General features: G+C 69.4%; 15 protein-coding genes. All 15 read left to right on the forward strand.

What is annotated here, in order from left to right:
- The first annotated feature begins 160 nt into the window (after positions 1-160).
- The gene (locus JYK02_RS07610) at positions 161-2,674 is read left to right on the forward strand and encodes an HD family phosphohydrolase (protein WP_207050235.1); all 2,514 of its coding nucleotides are present in this window, start codon (positions 161-163) and stop codon (positions 2,672-2,674) included.
- Positions 2,671-3,552 (forward strand): rRNA maturation RNase YbeY, encoded by an 882-nt coding sequence (gene ybeY / locus JYK02_RS07615; protein WP_207050236.1) that lies wholly within the window; start codon positions 2,671-2,673, stop codon positions 3,550-3,552. The genes JYK02_RS07610 and ybeY overlap by 4 nt, the downstream gene beginning before the upstream one ends.
- A 50-nt stretch (positions 3,553-3,602) precedes the next feature.
- Positions 3,603-4,925, forward strand: a complete 1,323-nt coding sequence (locus JYK02_RS07620) for an Lnb N-terminal periplasmic domain-containing protein (protein WP_207050237.1) — start codon at positions 3,603-3,605, stop codon at positions 4,923-4,925.
- Between the two features lie 50 nt (positions 4,926-4,975).
- Positions 4,976-6,098, forward strand: a protein-coding gene (gene prfB, locus JYK02_RS07625) for a peptide chain release factor 2 (protein WP_242588487.1) whose coding sequence is annotated in 2 segments (ribosomal slippage) — positions 4,976-5,044 and positions 5,046-6,098 — 1,122 coding nt in all. Because the reading frame shifts where the segments join, the coding sequence is not laid out codon by codon here.
- 152 nt (positions 6,099-6,250) lie between these two features.
- A complete protein-coding gene (locus tag JYK02_RS07630; protein WP_207050238.1) occupies positions 6,251-6,898 on the forward strand; it encodes a sigma-70 family RNA polymerase sigma factor in 648 nt (215 codons plus the stop codon).
- Complete coding sequence (locus JYK02_RS07635; RefSeq protein ID WP_207050239.1) at positions 6,895-7,275, forward strand: anti-sigma factor family protein; 381 nt, start codon at positions 6,895-6,897, stop codon at positions 7,273-7,275. The genes JYK02_RS07630 and JYK02_RS07635 overlap by 4 nt, the downstream gene beginning before the upstream one ends.
- A gap of 77 nt (positions 7,276-7,352) precedes the next feature.
- Positions 7,353-8,912 (forward strand): lysine--tRNA ligase, encoded by a 1,560-nt coding sequence (gene lysS / locus JYK02_RS07640; RefSeq protein WP_207050240.1) that lies wholly within the window; start codon positions 7,353-7,355, stop codon positions 8,910-8,912.
- A gap of 12 nt (positions 8,913-8,924) precedes the next feature.
- On the forward strand, positions 8,925-11,294 hold the full coding sequence (locus JYK02_RS07645; protein WP_207050241.1) for an FtsX-like permease family protein: 2,370 nt from the start codon (positions 8,925-8,927) through the stop codon (positions 11,292-11,294).
- A gap of 2 nt (positions 11,295-11,296) precedes the next feature.
- A complete protein-coding gene (locus tag JYK02_RS07650; RefSeq protein WP_207050242.1) occupies positions 11,297-11,971 on the forward strand; it encodes an ABC transporter ATP-binding protein in 675 nt (224 codons plus the stop codon).
- 76 nt (positions 11,972-12,047) lie between these two features.
- The gene (gene bamA / locus JYK02_RS07655; RefSeq protein WP_207050243.1) at positions 12,048-14,519 is read left to right on the forward strand and encodes an outer membrane protein assembly factor BamA; all 2,472 of its coding nucleotides are present in this window, start codon (positions 12,048-12,050) and stop codon (positions 14,517-14,519) included.
- A gap of 119 nt (positions 14,520-14,638) precedes the next feature.
- Complete coding sequence (locus tag JYK02_RS07660; protein WP_120526176.1) at positions 14,639-15,202, forward strand: OmpH family outer membrane protein; 564 nt, start codon at positions 14,639-14,641, stop codon at positions 15,200-15,202.
- Between the two features lie 15 nt (positions 15,203-15,217).
- Complete coding sequence (lpxD, locus tag JYK02_RS07665) at positions 15,218-16,282, forward strand: UDP-3-O-(3-hydroxymyristoyl)glucosamine N-acyltransferase (protein ID WP_207050244.1); 1,065 nt, start codon at positions 15,218-15,220, stop codon at positions 16,280-16,282.
- Positions 16,282-16,749 carry a 3-hydroxyacyl-ACP dehydratase FabZ gene (gene fabZ / locus JYK02_RS07670; protein ID WP_242588561.1) on the forward strand — a complete coding sequence of 156 codons (468 nt, stop codon included), beginning with the start codon at positions 16,282-16,284 and terminating at the stop codon, positions 16,747-16,749. The genes lpxD and fabZ overlap by 1 nt, the downstream gene beginning before the upstream one ends.
- Before the next feature lie 34 nt (positions 16,750-16,783).
- Complete coding sequence (gene lpxA, locus JYK02_RS07675; protein WP_171436432.1) at positions 16,784-17,560, forward strand: acyl-ACP--UDP-N-acetylglucosamine O-acyltransferase; 777 nt, start codon at positions 16,784-16,786, stop codon at positions 17,558-17,560.
- Between the two features lie 34 nt (positions 17,561-17,594).
- Entirely contained in the window at positions 17,595-18,398 is an 804-nt protein-coding gene (locus JYK02_RS07680) for a UDP-2,3-diacylglucosamine diphosphatase LpxI domain-containing protein (RefSeq protein ID WP_207050246.1), read from the forward strand.
- Positions 18,399-18,462 lie beyond the last annotated feature (64 nt).

The raw sequence follows: 18,462 nt of genomic DNA on the forward strand, positions 1-18,462 counted from the left end.
GGAGTCGTTGAGGGACCTACACGGCTGCCTGTTGGCTTACCCGCATTTTTCGCAGAGCGAACTGGCGTCCGGGCGGCGGCTGTCCCACCCTCACGAATTTTCTGCGTCGCTGCTTCCTTCTAGGGAGCCTTGACGTCTTCGCAGGGTGAGGAGTTCCCCCATGGCCGATCCTGAATCACCAACCCCCGGGCCCAGTCCGCTGGACGCGCTCGCGGTCCGCCTGGGGCTCGGGCGCAGTGGGGATTGGGGCCGGCGCGTCGTGCAGGGCCTGCTCCTGCTCGTCGTCTCCGTGGGGGCGGGCTTCGTCATCTCCCCGGGCCTCTACAGCCAGCAGATCCCGGCGCTCACCCAGGAGAACGTGGGCAAGCCGTTCCGGGCCAACTCGCCCGCCGGGTTCAAGGCCGCGCGCGACTACGACATCGTCCACCAGGCGATGACGGAGCAGCGCCGCCGCGAGGCCCGGAGCGCCGTGCGCCCCGTGTACGACCTCAACCCGGCGGTGGTGGGCAACCTGCGCGCGTCCGTGCGCGCGGGTTTCGCCTCCGCGCGCGACCACCTGGCGGAGGAGAAGGAGGCCCGCGCCGAGGAGCCCCCCCAGGAAGAGGGCGCGTCCAAGCGCCGCAAGCCCGCGCCGCTCACGCCGGAGGCCCTGGAGCGCCAGCGCCACGACCGCGAGGAGATGCAGGCCCAGTTCCAGGAGCAGCTCTTCGGTCAGCGCGACGCGGGGCTGGAGACCGAGGACTTCCAGGCGCTCGTCGCCAACGGCTTCTCGGAAGAGGCGGAGGCCGCCACCCTGCTGCTGCTCGACCGCGCCTACCGCGCGGACGGCAGCCAGGTGTACGTGGCCGGCTCGCGCGAGGAGCTGGTGCGTGAAGCCCCCCAGGGGCTCACCGTGCGCGACGTGCAGCACAAGAACGAGGACACGCTGCCCGCGGGCGCCTCGCAGGTGGTGGACATGCGGGAGGCGCACCAGGAGCTGGACCGGTTCGCCTCCGTGCCCGGCAACGTGCTGCCGGACGCCCCGGCGGTGCAGCGCCGCGCGGTGCTGCGGATCGCCAAGCGGCTCGTGCGCCCCAGCCTGACCATCAACATCGCGGAGACGGACCTGCGCCGCCGGCTCGCGGGCGACGCGGTGAAGGACGCCGTCATCGCCATCAAGAAGGGCCAGCGCGTCATCGGCGACGGCGAGCTCGTCAACGAGACGCACCTGGTGATGCTGCGCGGGATGCGCGCGCAGACGGACCGCCTGGACCTGCTCCAGCTCCAGGTGGGCGGCACGGGCCTCGTCGCCCTGCTGGTGGTGGCCTTCTACGGCTTCTGCCGCGCGGCCTTCCGCCGCTTCCGCCCCACGCGCAAGGACGGCGTGCTCCTGGGCCTCCTGCTGGTGGGCCTGCTGGGCCTGCTCCAGGTCTGGGTGTCCATCGCGGACGCGGTGCAGGACCGCTACACGGCGCTGCCCATCGAGGCGTTCTATTACGCCTTCCCGGTGGCGGCGGGCGCCATGCTGGTGCGCTTCATCCTCGCGCAGGAGCTGGCGCTGTTCTTCGCCATGGTGTTCGCTTGCCTCGCGGGCGTGATGCTGGGCAACTCGCTGGCGTTCGGCATCTACACGCTGGTGGGCTCGCTGGTGGCGGCGGACCGCATCGTCAAGGCGAAGGACCGCGTGGGCATCTTCCGCGCGGGCCTCGTCACGGGCGTGGCCAACCTCATCGCCGTGCTGTTCCTGTTCCTCGTGGAGGGCAAGGGCCTGGCGGGGGACACCGTCGTCACGGCGCTGTGCGCGTTCTTCGGCACCACGCTCGCCGTCCCGGTGATGGTGATGGCGCTGACGCCGCTGATTGAAGCCACGTTCGGCTACGCGTCGGACATCAAGCTCCTGGAGCTGGCGAACCTGAACCACCCGGCGCTCAAGGAACTCATCGTCCAGGCGCCTGGCACGTACCACCACTCCATCATCATCGGCACGCTGGTGGAGAACGCGGCGGAGACGATTGGCGCGAACCCGCTGCTGGCGCGCTCGTGCGCGTACTACCACGACATCGGGAAGGGCCGGAACCCGCTCTACTTCGGGGAGAACCAGAAGGGGGAGAACCGGCACGACGGGCTCGCGCCCGCGATGAGCGCGGTCATCATCAAGCGCCACGTGACGGAAGGCCTGGAGATGGCGCGGCAGTACCGCCTGCCCAAGCTGGTGGCGGACGCCATCCCCCAGCACCACGGCACGCGCACGGTGGGCTTCTTCTTCCACAAGGCCTTGAAGGAGCAGGAGGGCAAGGAAGGCGCGCCCCCCATCGACGAGAGCATCTACCGCTACCCGGGCCCCAAGCCGCAGTTCCGCGAGGCGGCGCTGGTGATGATCGCCGACGCGGTGGAGGCCTCCACGCGCTCCATGCCGGACCCCACCAGCGCGAAGCTCCAGGCGCAGGTGCAGAAGATCATCAACATCATCTTCTCCGAGGGCCAGCTCGACGAGTGCGACCTGACGCTCAAGGACCTGAACCTCATCGCCCAGTCCTTCCTGCATACGCTGGAGGGCATCTACCACACGCGTCCCGTCTACCCGGCGGGCGCCATGGGTGGGGGCAAGGCCGGGGGCGCGCCGCTGATGATGGCGCCCGCGCCCGCGAAGACGGAAGCGAAGGACACGAAGGTGCGAACGGCGGGCATGTCATGAGCCGCAAGGTGGAGGGCGTGAAGCTTCGCAAGGGCAAGGTGATTCCGCGCGACGACGGCAAGCGCATCGAGGAGTTCGTCGGCGTCGCGAGCACGCAGACGGAGTCCGCGTCGGTGGCGCGCATGCGGGCCCCGCCGGGCTGGAGCGAACCCGCGCAGACGCCGGAGTTCGACGAGGTGGTGCTCGTCCTCACGGGCGAGCTGACCCTCGTGGTGGACGGCAAGCGCGAGCGCATTGGCGCGGGCGAGGTGGGCCTGGTGCCGCGCGGCAAGCGCGTCGTGTACCGCAACGACAGCCAGGGCGCGTGTGACTACTGGTCCATCTGCGCGCCCGCGTTCCGCGTGGAGCTGGCCCACATCGAGAAGCCGGAGCCGAAGGTGAAGGCCTCGGACAACCAGGTGACGGTGCAGGTGGCGCACGGGCAGGGCGAGGACTACGAGCGCCTGCTCACCACCTGGGGCCGGGACTACCTGAAGCGCCTGGGGCTCACCGGCTGCGAGCTGTCCCTGTCGCTCGTGGGGGACCGGGCCATCCGCCGGCTCAACCGCACCTGGCGCCAGAAGGACAAGGCCACGGACGTGCTGTCCTTCCCCGCGGGGGATCAGCCCAAGGGCACCCCGGGCCCGCGCCCCCTGGGCGACGTGGTCATTTCCCTGGACACGGCGAAGCGGCAGGCGAAGGAGTACGGCCGCACGCTGGAGTCGGAGATGGGCCGCTACCTGGCGCACGGCCTCCTGCACCTGTTGGGGCACGACCATGAGAAGCCTCGCGACGCGAAGCGCATGGCCGCCCTGGAGGAGCAGCTGTTGGGCGAGCGCGGCATGGTGGCGGACTCGCTGACCATTGACTCGCGCGCCCGCCGGGCGAAGCTCATCTGAATCCCCGCCGGGGGGCTTGCGGCCCCCCGTGTCTCGTGTTGGATGGAACGATGCCCCGCCTGTCGTCTCTTCTGGTCGCAAGCCTGTTGGGTCTCCTGCTGTCCGCGTCCCCCGCGCGCGCCGCGTCGGTGCCGCCGTGGGGCACGGGCGAGAGCCGGGGCGAGGACCTGTCCATCTGGCTGGTGACCTTCAGCCCCGGCGACGACGTCTTCTCGTGGTGGGGCCACGGCTCGCTGGTGGTGGAGGACCGCGCCAAGCACCTGCAGCGGCTCTACAACTACGGGATGTACTCGTTCGACGACCAGACGGTGGTGCACTTCGCCAAGGGCCGCCTGGAGTTCTGGGTCGGTGAGTCGAGCGTCAACGGCACCTTCCGCTTCTACAAGTCGCTGGACCGCGACGTGCGCGTGCAGGAGCTCAACCTCACGCCGGAACAGCGCGTGACGGTGGCGAAGAAGCTGGCGGACAACGTGCTGCCGGAGAACCGCGACTACCTCTACGAGCACTACAGCGACAACTGCGTGACGCGGCTGCGCGACATGATCGACGTCGCCGTCGGCGGCCGGCTGTCGGAGGCGGAGAAGGCCCCGGCGCGCATGACGCTGCGCGAGCACACGCGGAGATACACCGCCGTGAGCCCGCCCATGAGCTTCCTGCTCGACTTCATGATGAACGACTCCATCGACAAGCCCATCACCCGCCGCGAGGAGGCCTTCCTCCCGGACGAGCTGGAGCAGCAGGTGGCGGAGCTGAAGGTGCCGGGCCCGGGCGGCCAGCCCGTGTCGCTGGTGGAGAAGCAGTGGGACTACTACGTGTCGCCCTCGCGGGCCCGGCCGCCCGCGCAGCCGCCGGCCTTCGGCCCGTACATCCTCGCGCTGGGCGTGCTCCTGGGCGCCAGCGCGCTGGGCCTGGCCGCGTGGGAGCGCCGGGGCAGCCGCGCGGCGCGCATCCTCCTGGGCCTGGAGAACGTGGTGGTGGGGCTGGTGCTGGGCATCCCGGGGCTGGCGCTCGTCGTCATGTGGGTGGGCACGAACCACGTGGTGACGCACCACAACGAGAACCTCTTCCTCGCCAACCCGCTGACGCTGCTGGCCGTGCCGTACGGCCTGCGCCTCACCTGGAACAGCGCGAAGGCCCGCGCGCGGCTCAAGTGGGTGTGGGGCCTGCTCGCGGTCACGGGCGCGCTGGGGCTCGTTTGCAAGGTCCTGCCCTGGTTCGACCAGGACAACTGGCGCGCCATCGCGCTCATCCTGCCCATCTCCCTGGGCATGGCCGGTGCCTTCTGGCTGGACCGGCTGCGGGCGCTCGTGCCAGGAACGGCCCGCACGGCGCCCCGTCAGGATGCGACGGTGTCCTCGCTCAAGGCCTCCTGAAACACCCCCGCTTTCCCAACTGTTTCGAACCGAAGGAGACGACGAACACCATGGCCAACACTTCGATGGAGAAGATCCAGTCCCTGAAGGAGCGCCTCAACGCGCTCCGGGGGCATCTTTGACCTCGACCGCAAGCGGTCCCGCATCGCGCTGATTGAACGTGACTCCACGCAGCCCAACTTCTGGGATGACAACACCAAGGCCCAGGGCCTGCTGAAGGAGAAGTCCTCGCTGGAGGCCAGCGTGGGCGCCTTCGACAAGACGATGCGCGGGCTGGACGACGCGCAGACGCTGCTGGAGCTGGCGGCGGAGATGAACGACGAGGCGAGCGCGCAGGAAGCCGAGGGCTCGCTCGCGTCGCTGGAGGGCGAGGTCGCCAAGCTGGAGCTGGCGCGGATGCTCTCCGGGCCGCAGGACCGCAGCAACTGCTTCATGGACATCAACGCGGGCGCGGGCGGCACGGACTCCATGGACTGGGCCGCCATGCTCCTGCGCATGTACACGCGCTACGGTGAGACCAAGGGCTGGAAGGTCGAACTCAGCGACGAGGTGCCGGGCGAAGAGGCGGGCTTCAAGAACGTCTCGCTGCGCATCGAGGGCGAGAACGCCTACGGCTACCTCAAGGCCGAAGTCGGCGTGCACCGGCTCGTGCGCATCAGCCCCTTCGACGCCAACGCGCGCCGGCAGACGGCGTTCGCGTCCGTGGACGTGTACCCGGAGGTCGACGACAGCATTCAAATCGACCTGCCGGAGAAGGACTACGAGCTGAAGTTCATCCGCGGCAGTGGCGCGGGTGGCCAGAAGGTCAACAAGACGTCGTCCACGGCGCAGCTGCGGCACCTGCCCACGGGCATCATGATCACCTGCCAGACGGAGCGCTCGCAGTCGGCCAACAAGGACATGGCCTTCAAGATTCTGCGCGGCCGCCTGTATGAGCTGGAGATGAAGAAGCGCGAGGCCGAGCGCGACGCGGCGGAGGCGGCGAAGAAGGACATCTCCTTCGGCTCGCAGATCCGCAGCTACGTGCTGGCGCCGTACCGCATGGTCAAGGACCTGCGCACCGGCGTGGAGACGGGCAACGTGGACAAGGTGCTGGACGGGGACCTGGAGGAGTTCGTCACCGCGCAGCTCCTGGGCGTGAAGAACCCCAACCGCAACGCCGCCGCGGAATAGGCCCCGGCCGCCTCCGGGCACCTCCCACCCCTCCCGGGCCGCACGGCCGGGAGGGGTTTTTCGTGCCCGGGAACCTTTTTCCCGGGGCCGGTGTCAGGAGGCGGGGCAGGGTGGTGCGGTAGGATGGAGCAGGCCCTACACGGGAGGCGCGGGTGTCACCGGGCGGAGTGCTCGACGTCGGACAGCAGGCCCTGGCCACCGAGGCCGCCGCCGACCCGCGCCGCGAGGCCGCCCGCCGGGAGGAACAGGCGCTGCTCGTCCGGCTGCGGCGCGGGGACCCGGAGGCCTTCGAGTCGCTGGTCCACCAGCACCAGGACCGCCTCTACGACTTCTGCTTCCGCATGCTGGGTGACCGCGAGGAGGCCCACGACCTGGTGCAGGAGATCTTCGTCAGCGTGCACCAGAACGTCCGGCGCTTCCGCGAGGACGCGCGCCTGTCCACGTGGCTGTTCCGCATCTCCAAGAACCACTGCCTCAACCGGCTGAAGTACCTCCAGCGCCGGGGCCGCGGCCGCTCGGACGTCTACGACGAGGTGAGCGCCGCCGCCATCGCGGAGGGCGGAGGCGCCCCTCCGCAGCCGGACGCCGCCCTGGACGCGGCGCGCGAGCGGGCCCGGGTGCAGCGGGCCATTTCCCAACTGGACCCGGATGCGCGCATGCTGGTGGCGCTGCGCGACATCGAGGGCCTGAGCTACGACGAGATTGTCGACATCACCGAGCTGCCCGAGGGGACCGTGAAGAGCCGGCTCCACCGGGCACGCGAGAAGCTGGCGGACCTGCTGGGGCGCTTCGAACCATGAGCGGCGGCGGGTGGAGGTCAACGGACGTGGAACCGCGTTTGGATCACCGTGAGGCGAGGGCGCTGTTTCTGGCGCTCGCCGACGAAGAGCTGCCCGCCGCCCAGGAACAGGCGGTGCGCGGTCACCTGGACGGCTGTGAGGAGTGCCGCCAGGGGTGGGACCGGTACGCCCGCACCGTGGAGCGCGTGCGTTCGGTGGAGCGGGAGAAGGCCCCGCCCGCGCTCGCCACGCTCGTGGCCGCCCGTGTGCGCCGCCAGCGCCGCTTCGGCCTGCGCGGCCTGCACCTGGCCCATGCCCAGCACCGCTTCCCGGTGGAGATCCTCATCCCGCTGCTCCTGGCCGCGGCGGTGGGCGCATTTCTTTTGATGTCTTCCTGAAGCAGAACGGCCTCCCGGATGCGTTGCGTACCGGGGGCCGCTTGGCTAGCGTGCCGCGCCTTTCACAAGAGCGCGTCATGGCCGAGACCGATAACAAGAACCCCCCAGGTGAGAAGAGCGGCGAAGCGGTGGATCTCGGCTCCAAGGAGCAGGAGATCTACCAGCAGCGGTTGGACAAGGCCGCGAAGTGGCGCGAGGCCGGCTTCAACCCCTACGGCAACGGCTACGCCCCCAAGCACCGGGCCGCGGACATCCTGGCCACCCACGCGAACCACTCCATGGAGGACCTGGAGAAGGACGCCCCCGTCTACGACGTCGCCGGCCGCATCGTGGCCATGCGCTCGTTCGGCAAGGCCGCGTTCATCAAGCTGCGCGACCGCACCGGGGAGATCCAGGCGCACGTGAAGAAGGACGCGCTCGGGGACCTCTATGAGGTCTTCAAGCAGTGCGACCTGGGTGACTTCGTCGCCGTGGAGGGCCCCATCTTCCGCAGCAAGACGGGGGAATTGTCCCTGTCCGCCACGAAGTTCGTGCCCCTCACCAAGTCCCTGCGCCCCATGCCGGAGAAGTGGCACGGCCTCACGGACGTGGAGATCCGCTACCGCCAGCGCTACCTGGACCTCGTCTCCAACCCGGACGTGAAGCAGGTCTTCCTGAAGCGCAGCAAGCTGGTGAGCTTCATCCGCAACTTCCTCGACGGGCGGGACTTCGTCGAGGTGGAGACGCCGATGATGCACCCGCTGGTGTCGGGCGCGGCGGCGCGGCCGTTCGTCACGCACCACAACACCTACGACATCGACCTCTTCATGCGCATCGCGCCCGAGCTCTACCTGAAGCGGCTCGTGGTGGGCGGCATGGAGCGCGTCTATGAGATCAACCGCAACTTCCGCAACGAGGGCGTGAGCACCCGGCACAACCCGGAGTTCACGATGCTGGAGTTCTATCAGGCGTACGCCACGTACGAGGACCTGATGAACCTCACGGAGGAGATGCTCTCGGAGGCCTCCCGCCACGTCACCGGCGACTCCAAGGTGAAGTACGGCGAGCACACCATCGACTTCGGCAAGGGCTGGAAGCGCATCCCCATGCCGGAGGCCATCCGGGAGGCCGTCCCCAGCCTGTCCGACAAGGACATGGTCGACGTGGACCGCCTGCGCCACGAGCTGCTCAAGACGGTGCACTCGGAGGTGGAGCGCCGCGCCGTGGACGCCATGAACCACGGTGAGCTGGTGGGCGCCCTCTTCGAGGCCCACGTCGAGCACACGCTCATCCATCCCACCTTCATCACCCAGTATCCCACCGCCGTCTCCCCGCTCGCCCGCCGCAACGACCAGAACCCGGAAATCACGGACCGGTTCGAGCTCTTCGTCGCGGGGCGCGAAATCGCCAACGCGTTCTCCGAGCTGAACGACCCCCTGGACCAGAAGGGCCGCTTCCAGGCCCAGCTGGACGCGAAGCAGCGGGGCCAGCAGGAGACGATGGACTACGACGAGGACTACATCCGCGCCCTGGAACACGGCATGCCGCCCACGGCCGGTGAGGGCATCGGGATTGATCGCGTCGCCATGTTGTTCACGGACGCCGCCAGCATTCGTGACGTGATTCTCTTCCCCCTCCTCAAGCCGCTGGCGAAGTAGCCACGAGGCCTCGTGCACCCCGCTGAACGGCAGACCGACTATCGCTGGCCCCTCCTGTGGGCCGGCGCCCTCGTGGCACTTGTGGGAGCCATCCTCCTGGGGGTGGCCATCTCCGAGTCCGAGGCGTGGGCCGAGGTGGCCGGCGCCCTGGGCCTCTCCTTCGTGGGGTGGGGCGGGCTCGTCCACTTCTTCGACGCCGGGGCGCTCGCCCTGGGCGCCCAGAAGAGCGCGGCCGTGGCCGGCCCCAAGGCGCTCGTCGCCGGCACGCTCGTCTGGCTGGCGGGCTGGGGGCTCATCGCCGCCGGCATCCGCCGCGCGCCGGCCACCGGTGACGGGCCCAGCCCCGCCGCGGGCGCGACCCTGTACCCGCGCCTGGCGCGCTACCGGGACTTCTACTGGAGCACGCTCGGCGCCTACGGCGGCGGCATGCTCCTGGCGGAGCTGGTGCTGCTGCTGCTGCAGACCGTCCTCTCCAGCGGCGTGCCGTCGGACCTGGGCGGCGCGGCGAGCGAGGCGGGCGGCGGGCTGTCCCTGCCGCCCACCATCGCGTTCGCCATCGCGTTCATCGTGAGCATGGCCGTGGCGTTCGCGTCCGGCTTCGTGGGCGCGTCCCGGGCGCAGCGGCTGTCCTTCCCGGAAGCCACCATCGGCGTGTTCTACCTGGGCCTGCCGGTGCCCATCCTCCTGTCGCTGATGGAGCGCGTGCCGTCCCTGCAGCTCGCGCTGGGCTACCGGCTGCGCGAGGTGACGTACGTCGCGGGGCTCATCGGGCGGCCGGAGCTGGCGTACTGGCTCGTCTTCGCCGCGCTGGTGCTGGCGCTCGTCTTGGGCATCAACACGGGGTTCATCGCGGCGGGCAGCGGCCGGGTGGACCTGCGGCTGGGCTTCGAGCTCTTCGTCGCGCGTCGGCACGTGGCGGTGTTCCGCCCGTCGCTGCTGCTCGGCGCGCTCGCGGTGCTGATGTTCGGCATCATCCCGCCGCTCATCGTCTACTTCATCATCCGGGGGGCGGAGGCCGCCGTGGAGCGCACGCGCGTGCGGGCCCTGGGCCTGGCGGATCCGCTGGCCGCCGCGTCCGCGCAGCACCGGATGAAGCTGCATGAACAGTCCCCCACCATGATGATGACCGCCCTGTCGGTGGGCGGCGTGGGCGTGGGCGTGATGGCGCTCATCATCGTGCTCAGCGTGATGAGCGGCTTCGAGGCCGACCTCCAGCAGAAGATCCTGGGCACCAACGCGCACGCCGTGGTGTCGCGCTACGCCGGGGACCTGCCGGACTACGACAAGGTGATGACGCAGGTGAAGCGCGTGCCCGGTGTGGTAGGCCAGACGCCCTTCATCATCAACCAGGTGATGATCGCCTCCGAGGGCAACGTCGACGGCGTCATCATCAAGGGCATCGACCCGAAGACGGTCGGCTCGGTGACGGACCTGCCCCAGAACATCCTGCCCGGCGGTGACCTGGGCCACCTGGAGCAGCCTGCCAAAATCCTTCCCAGCAGCGCGGTGGAGGACGGGGAGGAGAAGAAGAGCGCCGAGGAGGAGGACCCCATCATCGGCAAGCCCTCCAAGGCGGCGAAGCCCACGGTGCTGCCGGGCATCATCATCGGCCGCGAGCTGGCCGCGTCGCTGCGCGTGGTGGTGGGGGACCGGGTGAACGTCGTGTCCCCGCTGGGCACGGAGCTGGGGCCGTCCGGGCCCATCCCCAAGAGCCGCGCGTTCCGGGTGGCGGGCGTCTTCTACTCGGGCATGTACGAGTACGACTCCAAGTTCGTCTACATCCTGCTCAAGGAAGCGCAGGACTTCTTCGCCGTGAAGGGCGCCACCGGCATCGAGCTGAAGGTCGCGGACATCGACGACGCGCGCCGCATCTCCAACCAGGTGGTGCGCGTGCTGGGCGGCTATCCCTACCGCGCGCGCGACTGGGGCGAGATGAACAAGAACCTCTTCTCCGCGCTGCGCCTGGAGAAGCTGGTGATGGGCATCATCCTGTCCATCATCATCATCGTCGCCGCGGGCCTCATCGTCGCCACGGTCATCATGCTGGTGCTGGAGAAGCGGAAAGAGATTTCCGTCCTCAAGGCGCTGGGCGTCCCGGACGGCGGCATCGTGAAGATCTTCCTCGCGGAAGGGCTCCAGATTGGCGTGGCCGGCGGCTTCCTGGGCCTGTTCTCCGGCCTGGCGTGGTGCCTCTTCATCGAGAAGGTCGGCATCAAGCTGGACCCCGAGGTCTATTACATCCCCGCGCTGCCGGTGCGCATCGAACCGGTGCAGACGGCGCTGGCGGTGGTCATCGCGGTGCTCGTCACCTACCTGGCGTCCATCTACCCGGCCCTCAAGGCGAGCAGCGTGGAACCGGTGGAAGGTCTGAAGGCGGAGTAGCCATGGCGCTGTTGTCCATCCGCAACGTCTTCAAGAGCTACTTCCTGCACGGCAAGCGCATTGACGTGCTGCGCGGCGTGTCGCTGGACATCCACGCCGGCGAGCTCGTCTCCATGATTGGCGCGTCCGGCGCGGGAAAGAGCACCTTCCTGCACGTGCTCGGCACGCTGGATGCCCCGGCCGCCGGTGAAGTCCTCTTCGACGGCCGCTCCGTCTTCTCCATGAACGACGCGGAGATCGCCGAGTTCCGCAACCGCACCATCGGCTTCGTCTTCCAGAGCCACTACCTCTTGCCGGAGTTCACCGCGCTGGAGAACGTGGCCATGCCCGCGCTCATCCAGCGCAAGGACCGCGGCCCCGCCTACACCTACGCCCGCGAGCTCCTGGAGCGCGTGGGCCTGGGCAGCCGCGTGGACCACCGGCCGGGCGAGCTGTCCGGCGGCGAGGCCCAGCGCGTGGCCCTGGCGCGCGCGCTGGTGCTCAAGCCCGCCATCCTTCTGGCGGACGAGCCCACCGGCAACCTGGACCCCACGACGGGCGAGGGCATCCACCAGCTCCTGAGGGACGTCAACCGGGACCTGGGCATCACCGCCGTCGTCGTCACGCACAACGAGACGCTTGCTCGCTCCATGCCCCGCCGCCTGAGACTGGCCGGCGGGCAGGTGTCGGAGGCCTGATGGCCGCTCGCTTTTGGATTGAGGGGGCCTCCCCCCATCCCGTACATTGCCCCGCCTTTTCCTGGCCGGACTGCACTTGAGGCTCACCGTTCTGCGCAAGTCATTGCTCCCGCTGCTGGCGGTCGCCCTGTGGGCGCTCGGGCCGCTTCCCGCCCACGCCCAGGTGGACGTGGACGCGGGCTCGCCCGCCGTCGTTCCCCCGTCCACCCCCGCCGCCACGCCCGTGCTGCCTCCGGACGCGGGCACCCCCGCGGGCGGTGACGCGCCGCTGGCCACCTCTCCGGATGACGAGGACACCAACGTGTCCTCCGCGGACCGCGTCGTGGAGGTCCGCATCGAGGGCAACCGCCGCGTGGAGTCCGAGGCCATCCGCCGCGCCCTGCGCACGAAGGTCGGCGACCCGCTGACGCGCTCCGCGGAGGACCTGCGCGCCATCTGGGCCCTGGGCTACTTCTCCGACGTGCAGTTGCTCGCGCAGCGCATGGCCAACGGCATCGCCTACGTGGTGCGCGTGGTGGAGCGCCCCACCATCCGCTCCGTGAAGCTCCAGGGCAACGAGGAGCTCAGCGCGGACGACCTGAAGGAACAGCTGGAGCTCAAGGCCGGCACCATCCTCGACATCGAGGCCGTGCGCGCCACGCAGAAGAAGATCCAGGAGAAGTACGTCGAGAAGGGCTACTTCCTGGCGGAGGTGACGTACCGGCTGGAGCCCATTGAGAACGGCGCCGCGGTCAACGTCGTCTACGTCATCAACGAGCACTCGAAGGTGATGGTGAAGCAGATCACCCTCCAGGGCGCGGAGAAGGTGTCCCCGGAAGAGCTCAAGGCGACCATGATCACGAAGGAGGGCGGCTTCCTGTCCTTCTTCACCGGCGAGGGCACCTACCGCGAGGAGGCCTTCCAGCGCGACCTCGCCGTCATCCAGATCGCCTACTACGACCGCGGCTTCATCAACGTGCGCGTGGACAAGCCCACCGTGCAGCTGTCCGCGGACAAGCGCGACATCTACATCACCCTGCACATCACCGAGGGTGAGTCGTACGACATCGGGAAGATCGACTTCGCGGGAGACCTGGAGCGCCCGCCGGAGGAGCTGCTGAAGCTGATGCGCTCGCGCCCCAAGGAGCGCTTCAACCGCGGCCAGCTTTCCACGGACATCTCCGCCATCTCCGACGTGTACTTCGACAAGGGGTACGCGTACGCCAACATCAACCCCGTCACCTCCGTCAACGCGGAAGACCGGACGGTGGACCTCACCTTCGACATCCAGAAGGGCCCGCTCGTCAACATCGAGCGCATCGACGTCGTCGGCAACACGAAGACGCGCGACAAGGTCATCCGCCGCGAGCTGCGCGTCTACGAGGGCGAGCTCTACAACGGCACCGGCGTCAAGCGCAGCCGCGAGCGCGTCACCGCGCTGGGCTTCTTCGAGACCGTCGAAATCACCCAGCACCCGGGCAGCACCGACAACGCCATCGTGTTGCAGGTGGAGGTGAAGGAGAAGGCCACGGGCACCTTCCAGGTGGGCCTCGGCTTCTCCAACGTGGAGAACTTCATCTTCACGGCCCAGGTGTCGCAGAACAACTTCCTCGGCTGGGGCCAGAGCGTGTCCGCGTCCGCGCAGATTTCGGGCCTGCGCTCACTCGTCCAGCTGTCGTTCTACGACCCGTACTTCCTGGACACGAACTACCTCTTGTCCGCGGAGTTCTTCCGCGTCCAGGCGGACTACGAGGGCTTCATCCGCAACTCCACGGGCGGCACCGTGTCCCTGGGCCGCCAGCTGGTGGACGACGTGCTGGCCACGGTCGGCTACTCGCGTGAGTACGTGGACGTGCAGGCGGGGCAGGGCATTGGCGCGGTGCTGCTGGCCAACCAGTTCCAGTCCGGCGTCACCAGCGCGCTGCGCCTGTCGGTGTCCTTCGACCGGCGCGACAACCGCCTCTTCCCGTCGCGCGGCTTCATCCACTACGGCTCGGTGGAGACGGCGCCCTCGTTCCTGGGCGGCACGTTCCTCTTCAACCGCTACACCGCCTACTCGCGCCTGTACTTCCCCATGCCGCTGGGCTTCGTCTTCAAGACGAACGCCACGCTGGGCTACGTGCAGCAGCTGGACTCCAGCAAGCCGCTGCCCATCAGCGAGCTCTACTACGTGGGCGGCATCAACACGATCCGCGGCTACTACCTGCGCAGCATCAGCCCCACGCTGCTGGTGCCGCGCGCGGACAACCCGGACGCCAACGTCACCGAGTTCCGGGTGGGCGGCAACAAGCAGCTCATCTTCAACTTCGAACTGGAGTTCCCCATCTTCGAGAAGGCCGGCCTGCGCGGCGTGCTCTTCTACGACGCGGGCAATGCCTTCGGCTCCAACGAGAAGTTCTTCGAGGACCGGCAGGACAAGCTGCCCCTGGGCCTCTTCCACTCCGCCGGCTTCGGCTTCCGCTGGTTCTCGCCCATCGGGCCCCTGCGCTTCGAGTGGGGCATCCCGCTGACCAAGCGGCCTTCGGACGACCCCATCCTGTTCGAGTTCACGATCGGTAACTTCTTCTGATAGGCATTGACCCCAAGGCCCTCCCGGCCCTTTCGCCTCCGCCCCTCCCGGGCGGCAGTGAACAGGCCGGGCGGGTGGACGTCGGAGCCTGCAGCACCCTTTTCGAGGAGCCGTAACCCATGTCGCTTCGAAGCACCCTGGCGGCCGCCGCCGCTGTCCTGTCGCTCGCCCTCCCGGTTGCCGCTTCGGCCGCCGAACTCAAGGTGGCCTACGTCGACCTGCAGCGCGTGCTGCTGGAGGTGGACGACGGCAAGGCCGCCAAGGCCCGTCTCCAGAAGTGGCTGGAGGACCGCCAGAAGGAGATCGACAAGGAGCAGGACGCGCTGCGCAAGGAGAAGGAGACCCTGGACAAGCAGGCCAGCGCCATGAGCGAGGCCACGCGCACCCAGAAGGCCACCGAGCTCCAGAAGAAGGTGATGGAGCTCGCGCAGAAGTACGAGCGCAGCCGCGCCGAGGCCGCCAACAAGGAGCGCCAGGAGATGGAGCCCATCATCAACCGCATCGACCAGGTCATCGCGTCCATCGCGGACCGGGACGGCCTGGGCATGGTGCTGGACAAGCGCGACTCCGGCATCGTCTTCGCGCTGTCCCAGTACGACATCTCCAACGAGGTCGTCCGCAGCTACAACAACGGCAAGAAGCCCGCCGCGCCGGTGGCCAAGGACGCCCCGGTCAAGAAGTAGGCGTCGGACACCCCCGTGCCCTCGGCATCCAACGCGCACCGGCTGGGGGACATCGCCACCCACGTCCGGGGTGAGCTCCTCGGCGACCCCGGGCTCCTCGTCCATGGCCTGAACGGCCTGGAGGAGGCGGCGCCCGGGGAGGTGTCGTTCTACGGCAACCCCCGCTACCGCAAGCAGTTCGAGGCCACCCGCGCCTCGGCGGTGCTGGTGGGGATGGATGCCCCCGCTCGCGACGGTGTGGCCCTGGTGCGTGTGCCCAACCCGCACCTGGCCTACGCGAAGCTCCTCACCCTGTTCCACCCGGCCCGGCGGCCCCCCGCGGGCATCCACCCGGCGGCCCACGTGCACCCGGAGGCCACGGTGCACCCGGAGGCCACGGTGAAGGCCGGGGCGGTGGTGGAGAGGGGCGCCCACGTCGGCGCCCGCACGGTGCTGCACCCCGGGGCCTATGTGGGCGAGGACGCGCGCGTCGGCGACGACTGCGTGCTCTACCCGCACGCCACGGTGCGCGAGGGGTGCGTGGTCGGCTCGCGCGTCATCCTCCACGCCTCCTCGGTGGTGGGCGCGGACGGGTTCGGCTTCGCCTTCGACGCGGAGGGGGAGGACGGCCCCCGGCACTTCAAGATTCCCCAGGTGGGCATCGTCCGGATTGAAGACGACGTGGAGGTCGGCGCCTGCACCTGCATCGACCGCGCGACGGTGGGTGAAACGGTGGTGGGGCAGGGGACGAAGCTCGACAACCTCGTGCAGATCGCCCACAACGTGCGCGTGGGCCCGCTGTCGCTCATCTGCGCGCAGGCGGGCGTCTCGGGGTCGGCGGAGGTGGGCACCGGCGTGGTGCTCGCGGGGCAGGTGGGCGTGGTGGGCCACATCCGCGTGGGTGACCTGGCCAAGGTGGGCGCGCAGTCCGGCGTCGCCCACGACGTTCCGGACGGACAGGTCGTCAGTGGCAGCCCCGCCATCCCCCACAAGGACTGGCTGCGCGCCAGCGCCGCGTCGGGGCAGCTGGCGGACCTGCTCAAGGAAGTGCGCGCCCTTCGCAAGAGGGTGGAGCTGTTGGAGAAGGAGAAGGGCGGATGATGGACATTGGCGAGATCCAGGCGCTGCTGCCGCACCGCTACCCGTTCCTCCTGGTGGACCGGGTGGTGGAAATCGTGCCGGGCCAGAAGCTCACGGCCTACAAGAGCGTCACCATCAACGAGCCCTTCTTCAACGGCCACTTCCCGGGGCACCCGGTGATGCCGGGCGTGCTCATCCTGGAGGCGCTCGCCCAGGCCACGGCCATCCTTGCGTATAAGACGGAAGCCATGGACCCGTCGCGCCTGGTGACGTACCTCATGGGCGTGGACAACGCGCGCTTCCGCAAGCCGGTGGTGCCGGGAGACCGGCTCCAGCTGGACATCGAAGTCATCCGCCACAAGGGCGCCATCTGGAAGACGAAGGGCGTGGCGTCGGTGGATGGCGCCAAGGTGGCGGAAGGGGAGTTCCTCGCCACCGTGGTGGACAAGAACAAGGCCGCCAAGGGCGACGAGAGCGCGGCGCCGTAGGGCGCGTCACACGCGCTGCTGAGGAGAGAAGGACATGGCGCAGGTTCATCCCACCGCGGTCGTCCATCCGGGGGCCCGGCTCCACGACACCGTGGAGGTGGGGCCGTTCTCGGTCATCGGGCCCCAGGTCGTCATCGGCGCGGGCACCCGCATCGGGCCGCACGTCGTCATTGAAGGCCGCACCACGCTGGGGGAGCGCAACCACCTCTTCCAGTTCTGCTCGGTGGGCGCGGCGCCCCAGGACTTGAAGTACGCGGGCGAGGACACGGAGCTCGTCATCGGTGACGAGAACCAGATTCGCGAGTTCGTCACGGTGAACCTGGGCACGGTGGCTGGCGGCGGCGCCACGCGCCTGGGCCACCGCAACCTGCTGCTCGCCAACAGCCACATCGCGCACGACTGCGTCGTGGGCAACGAAGTCCTCCTCGCCAACGGGGCCGCGCTCGCGGGCCACGTCACGGTGGAGGACTCGGTGAAGATCTCGGGCCTCGTCGCGGTGCACCAGTTCACCCGGCTGGGGAGATACGCGTTCATCTCCGGCGGCTCCATGGTCACCATGGACGTGCCCCCGTACTGCACCGTGCAGGGAGACCGGGCCACGCTGGTGGGCCTCAACGTCGTGGGCCTGGAGCGCGGCGGCTTCACCGAGGAGCAGATTGGCCGCGTGAAGGAGGCCTACCGCATCCTCTTCCGCTCCAAGCTGGGCCTGCAGGAGGCGCTCGCGCAGCTTCGCGGGGAGCTCTCCGGCCACCCGGAAGTGGAGCACCTGGTGCGCTTCGTGGAGACGAGCAAGCGCGGCGTCACGCGCTAGGCCCTTTCGCGCGGAAGAAACGGAGTTGAAGCGCGTGGAGCGCATCGGCCTCATCGCCGGCAACGGCCAGCTTCCCTTCCTCTTCGCCCGGGCCGCCCGTGAGCGCGGCCTGGAGGTGGTGGTGGCGGCGCACCGGGGAGAGACGGACCCGGCGCTGGAGCGGGAGGTCGCCCACTTCGACTGGGTGCGCGTGGGCCAGGTGGCCCGCATCCAGAAGGTGTTCCTCCAGGCGGGCGTCACCCGGGCGGCCATGGCGGGCGGCATCGGCCGCGTGCGCGCGCTCACGGAGGCCCGGCCGGACCTGGGCGCGGTGCGCATCATCTCGCGCCTGCGCAGCTTCCGGGACGACGCGCTCCTGCGCGCGGTGGCCGCGGACTTCGAAGAGAAGGGCATCACCATCATCGCGCCCACGGACTTCCTGGGCGAGGTGCTGTGCCCCGAAGGCCACCTGGCCGGCCCCACGCTGAAGCCCGCGCAGGAGAAGGACGTGGCCCTGGGCCGCGAGGTGGCGGTGCTCCTGGGGCAGGCGGACGTGGGCCAGACGGTGGTGGTGCGGGACGGCCACGTGCTCGCGCTGGAGGCCGTGGAGGGCACCGACGAGACCATCCGCCGGGGGGCGAAGCTGGGCGGCCCCGGCGCGGTGGTGGTGAAGCGCTGCAAGCCGGAGCAGGACCTGCGCTTCGATTTGCCCGCCGTGGGCCCGCGCACGCTGGAGGTCATGGCGGAGGTGGGGGCCCGGGTGCTGGCGCTGGAGGTAGGGCGCACGGTGCTGTTGGACGCACCTGCCCTCTTCGCGGGGGCCACCGCGCGAGGCATCACCCTGGTGGGCGTGCGGTAGGCTCGCGCGGGAATCCGTTCCCCCGGGCTGGAGTTGCTTCCCCACCTCCCCCCGCGACGCCGAG

This window comes from Corallococcus macrosporus, from assembly GCF_017302985.1.
In the GTDB taxonomy this organism is placed as follows: domain Bacteria; phylum Myxococcota; class Myxococcia; order Myxococcales; family Myxococcaceae; genus Corallococcus; species Corallococcus macrosporus_A.

What these genes read in the sequence shown, in the direction of transcription:
- lpxA (WP_171436432.1), top strand. Translation starts at nt 16,784, where the DNA reads ATGGCGCAGGTTCATCCCACCGCGGTCGTCCATCCGGGGGCCCGGCTC.
- JYK02_RS07635 (WP_207050239.1), top strand. Translation starts at nt 6,895, where the DNA reads ATGAGCGGCGGCGGGTGGAGGTCAACGGACGTGGAACCGCGTTTGGAT.
- JYK02_RS07620 (WP_207050237.1), top strand. Translation starts at nt 3,603, where the DNA reads ATGCCCCGCCTGTCGTCTCTTCTGGTCGCAAGCCTGTTGGGTCTCCTG.
- ybeY (WP_207050236.1), top strand. Translation starts at nt 2,671, where the DNA reads ATGAGCCGCAAGGTGGAGGGCGTGAAGCTTCGCAAGGGCAAGGTGATT.
- JYK02_RS07660 (WP_120526176.1), top strand. Translation starts at nt 14,639, where the DNA reads ATGTCGCTTCGAAGCACCCTGGCGGCCGCCGCCGCTGTCCTGTCGCTC.
- lysS (WP_207050240.1), top strand. Translation starts at nt 7,353, where the DNA reads ATGGCCGAGACCGATAACAAGAACCCCCCAGGTGAGAAGAGCGGCGAA.
- JYK02_RS07650 (WP_207050242.1), top strand. Translation starts at nt 11,297, where the DNA reads ATGGCGCTGTTGTCCATCCGCAACGTCTTCAAGAGCTACTTCCTGCAC.
- fabZ (WP_242588561.1), top strand. Translation starts at nt 16,282, where the DNA reads ATGGACATTGGCGAGATCCAGGCGCTGCTGCCGCACCGCTACCCGTTC.
- JYK02_RS07610 (WP_207050235.1), top strand. Translation starts at nt 161, where the DNA reads ATGGCCGATCCTGAATCACCAACCCCCGGGCCCAGTCCGCTGGACGCG.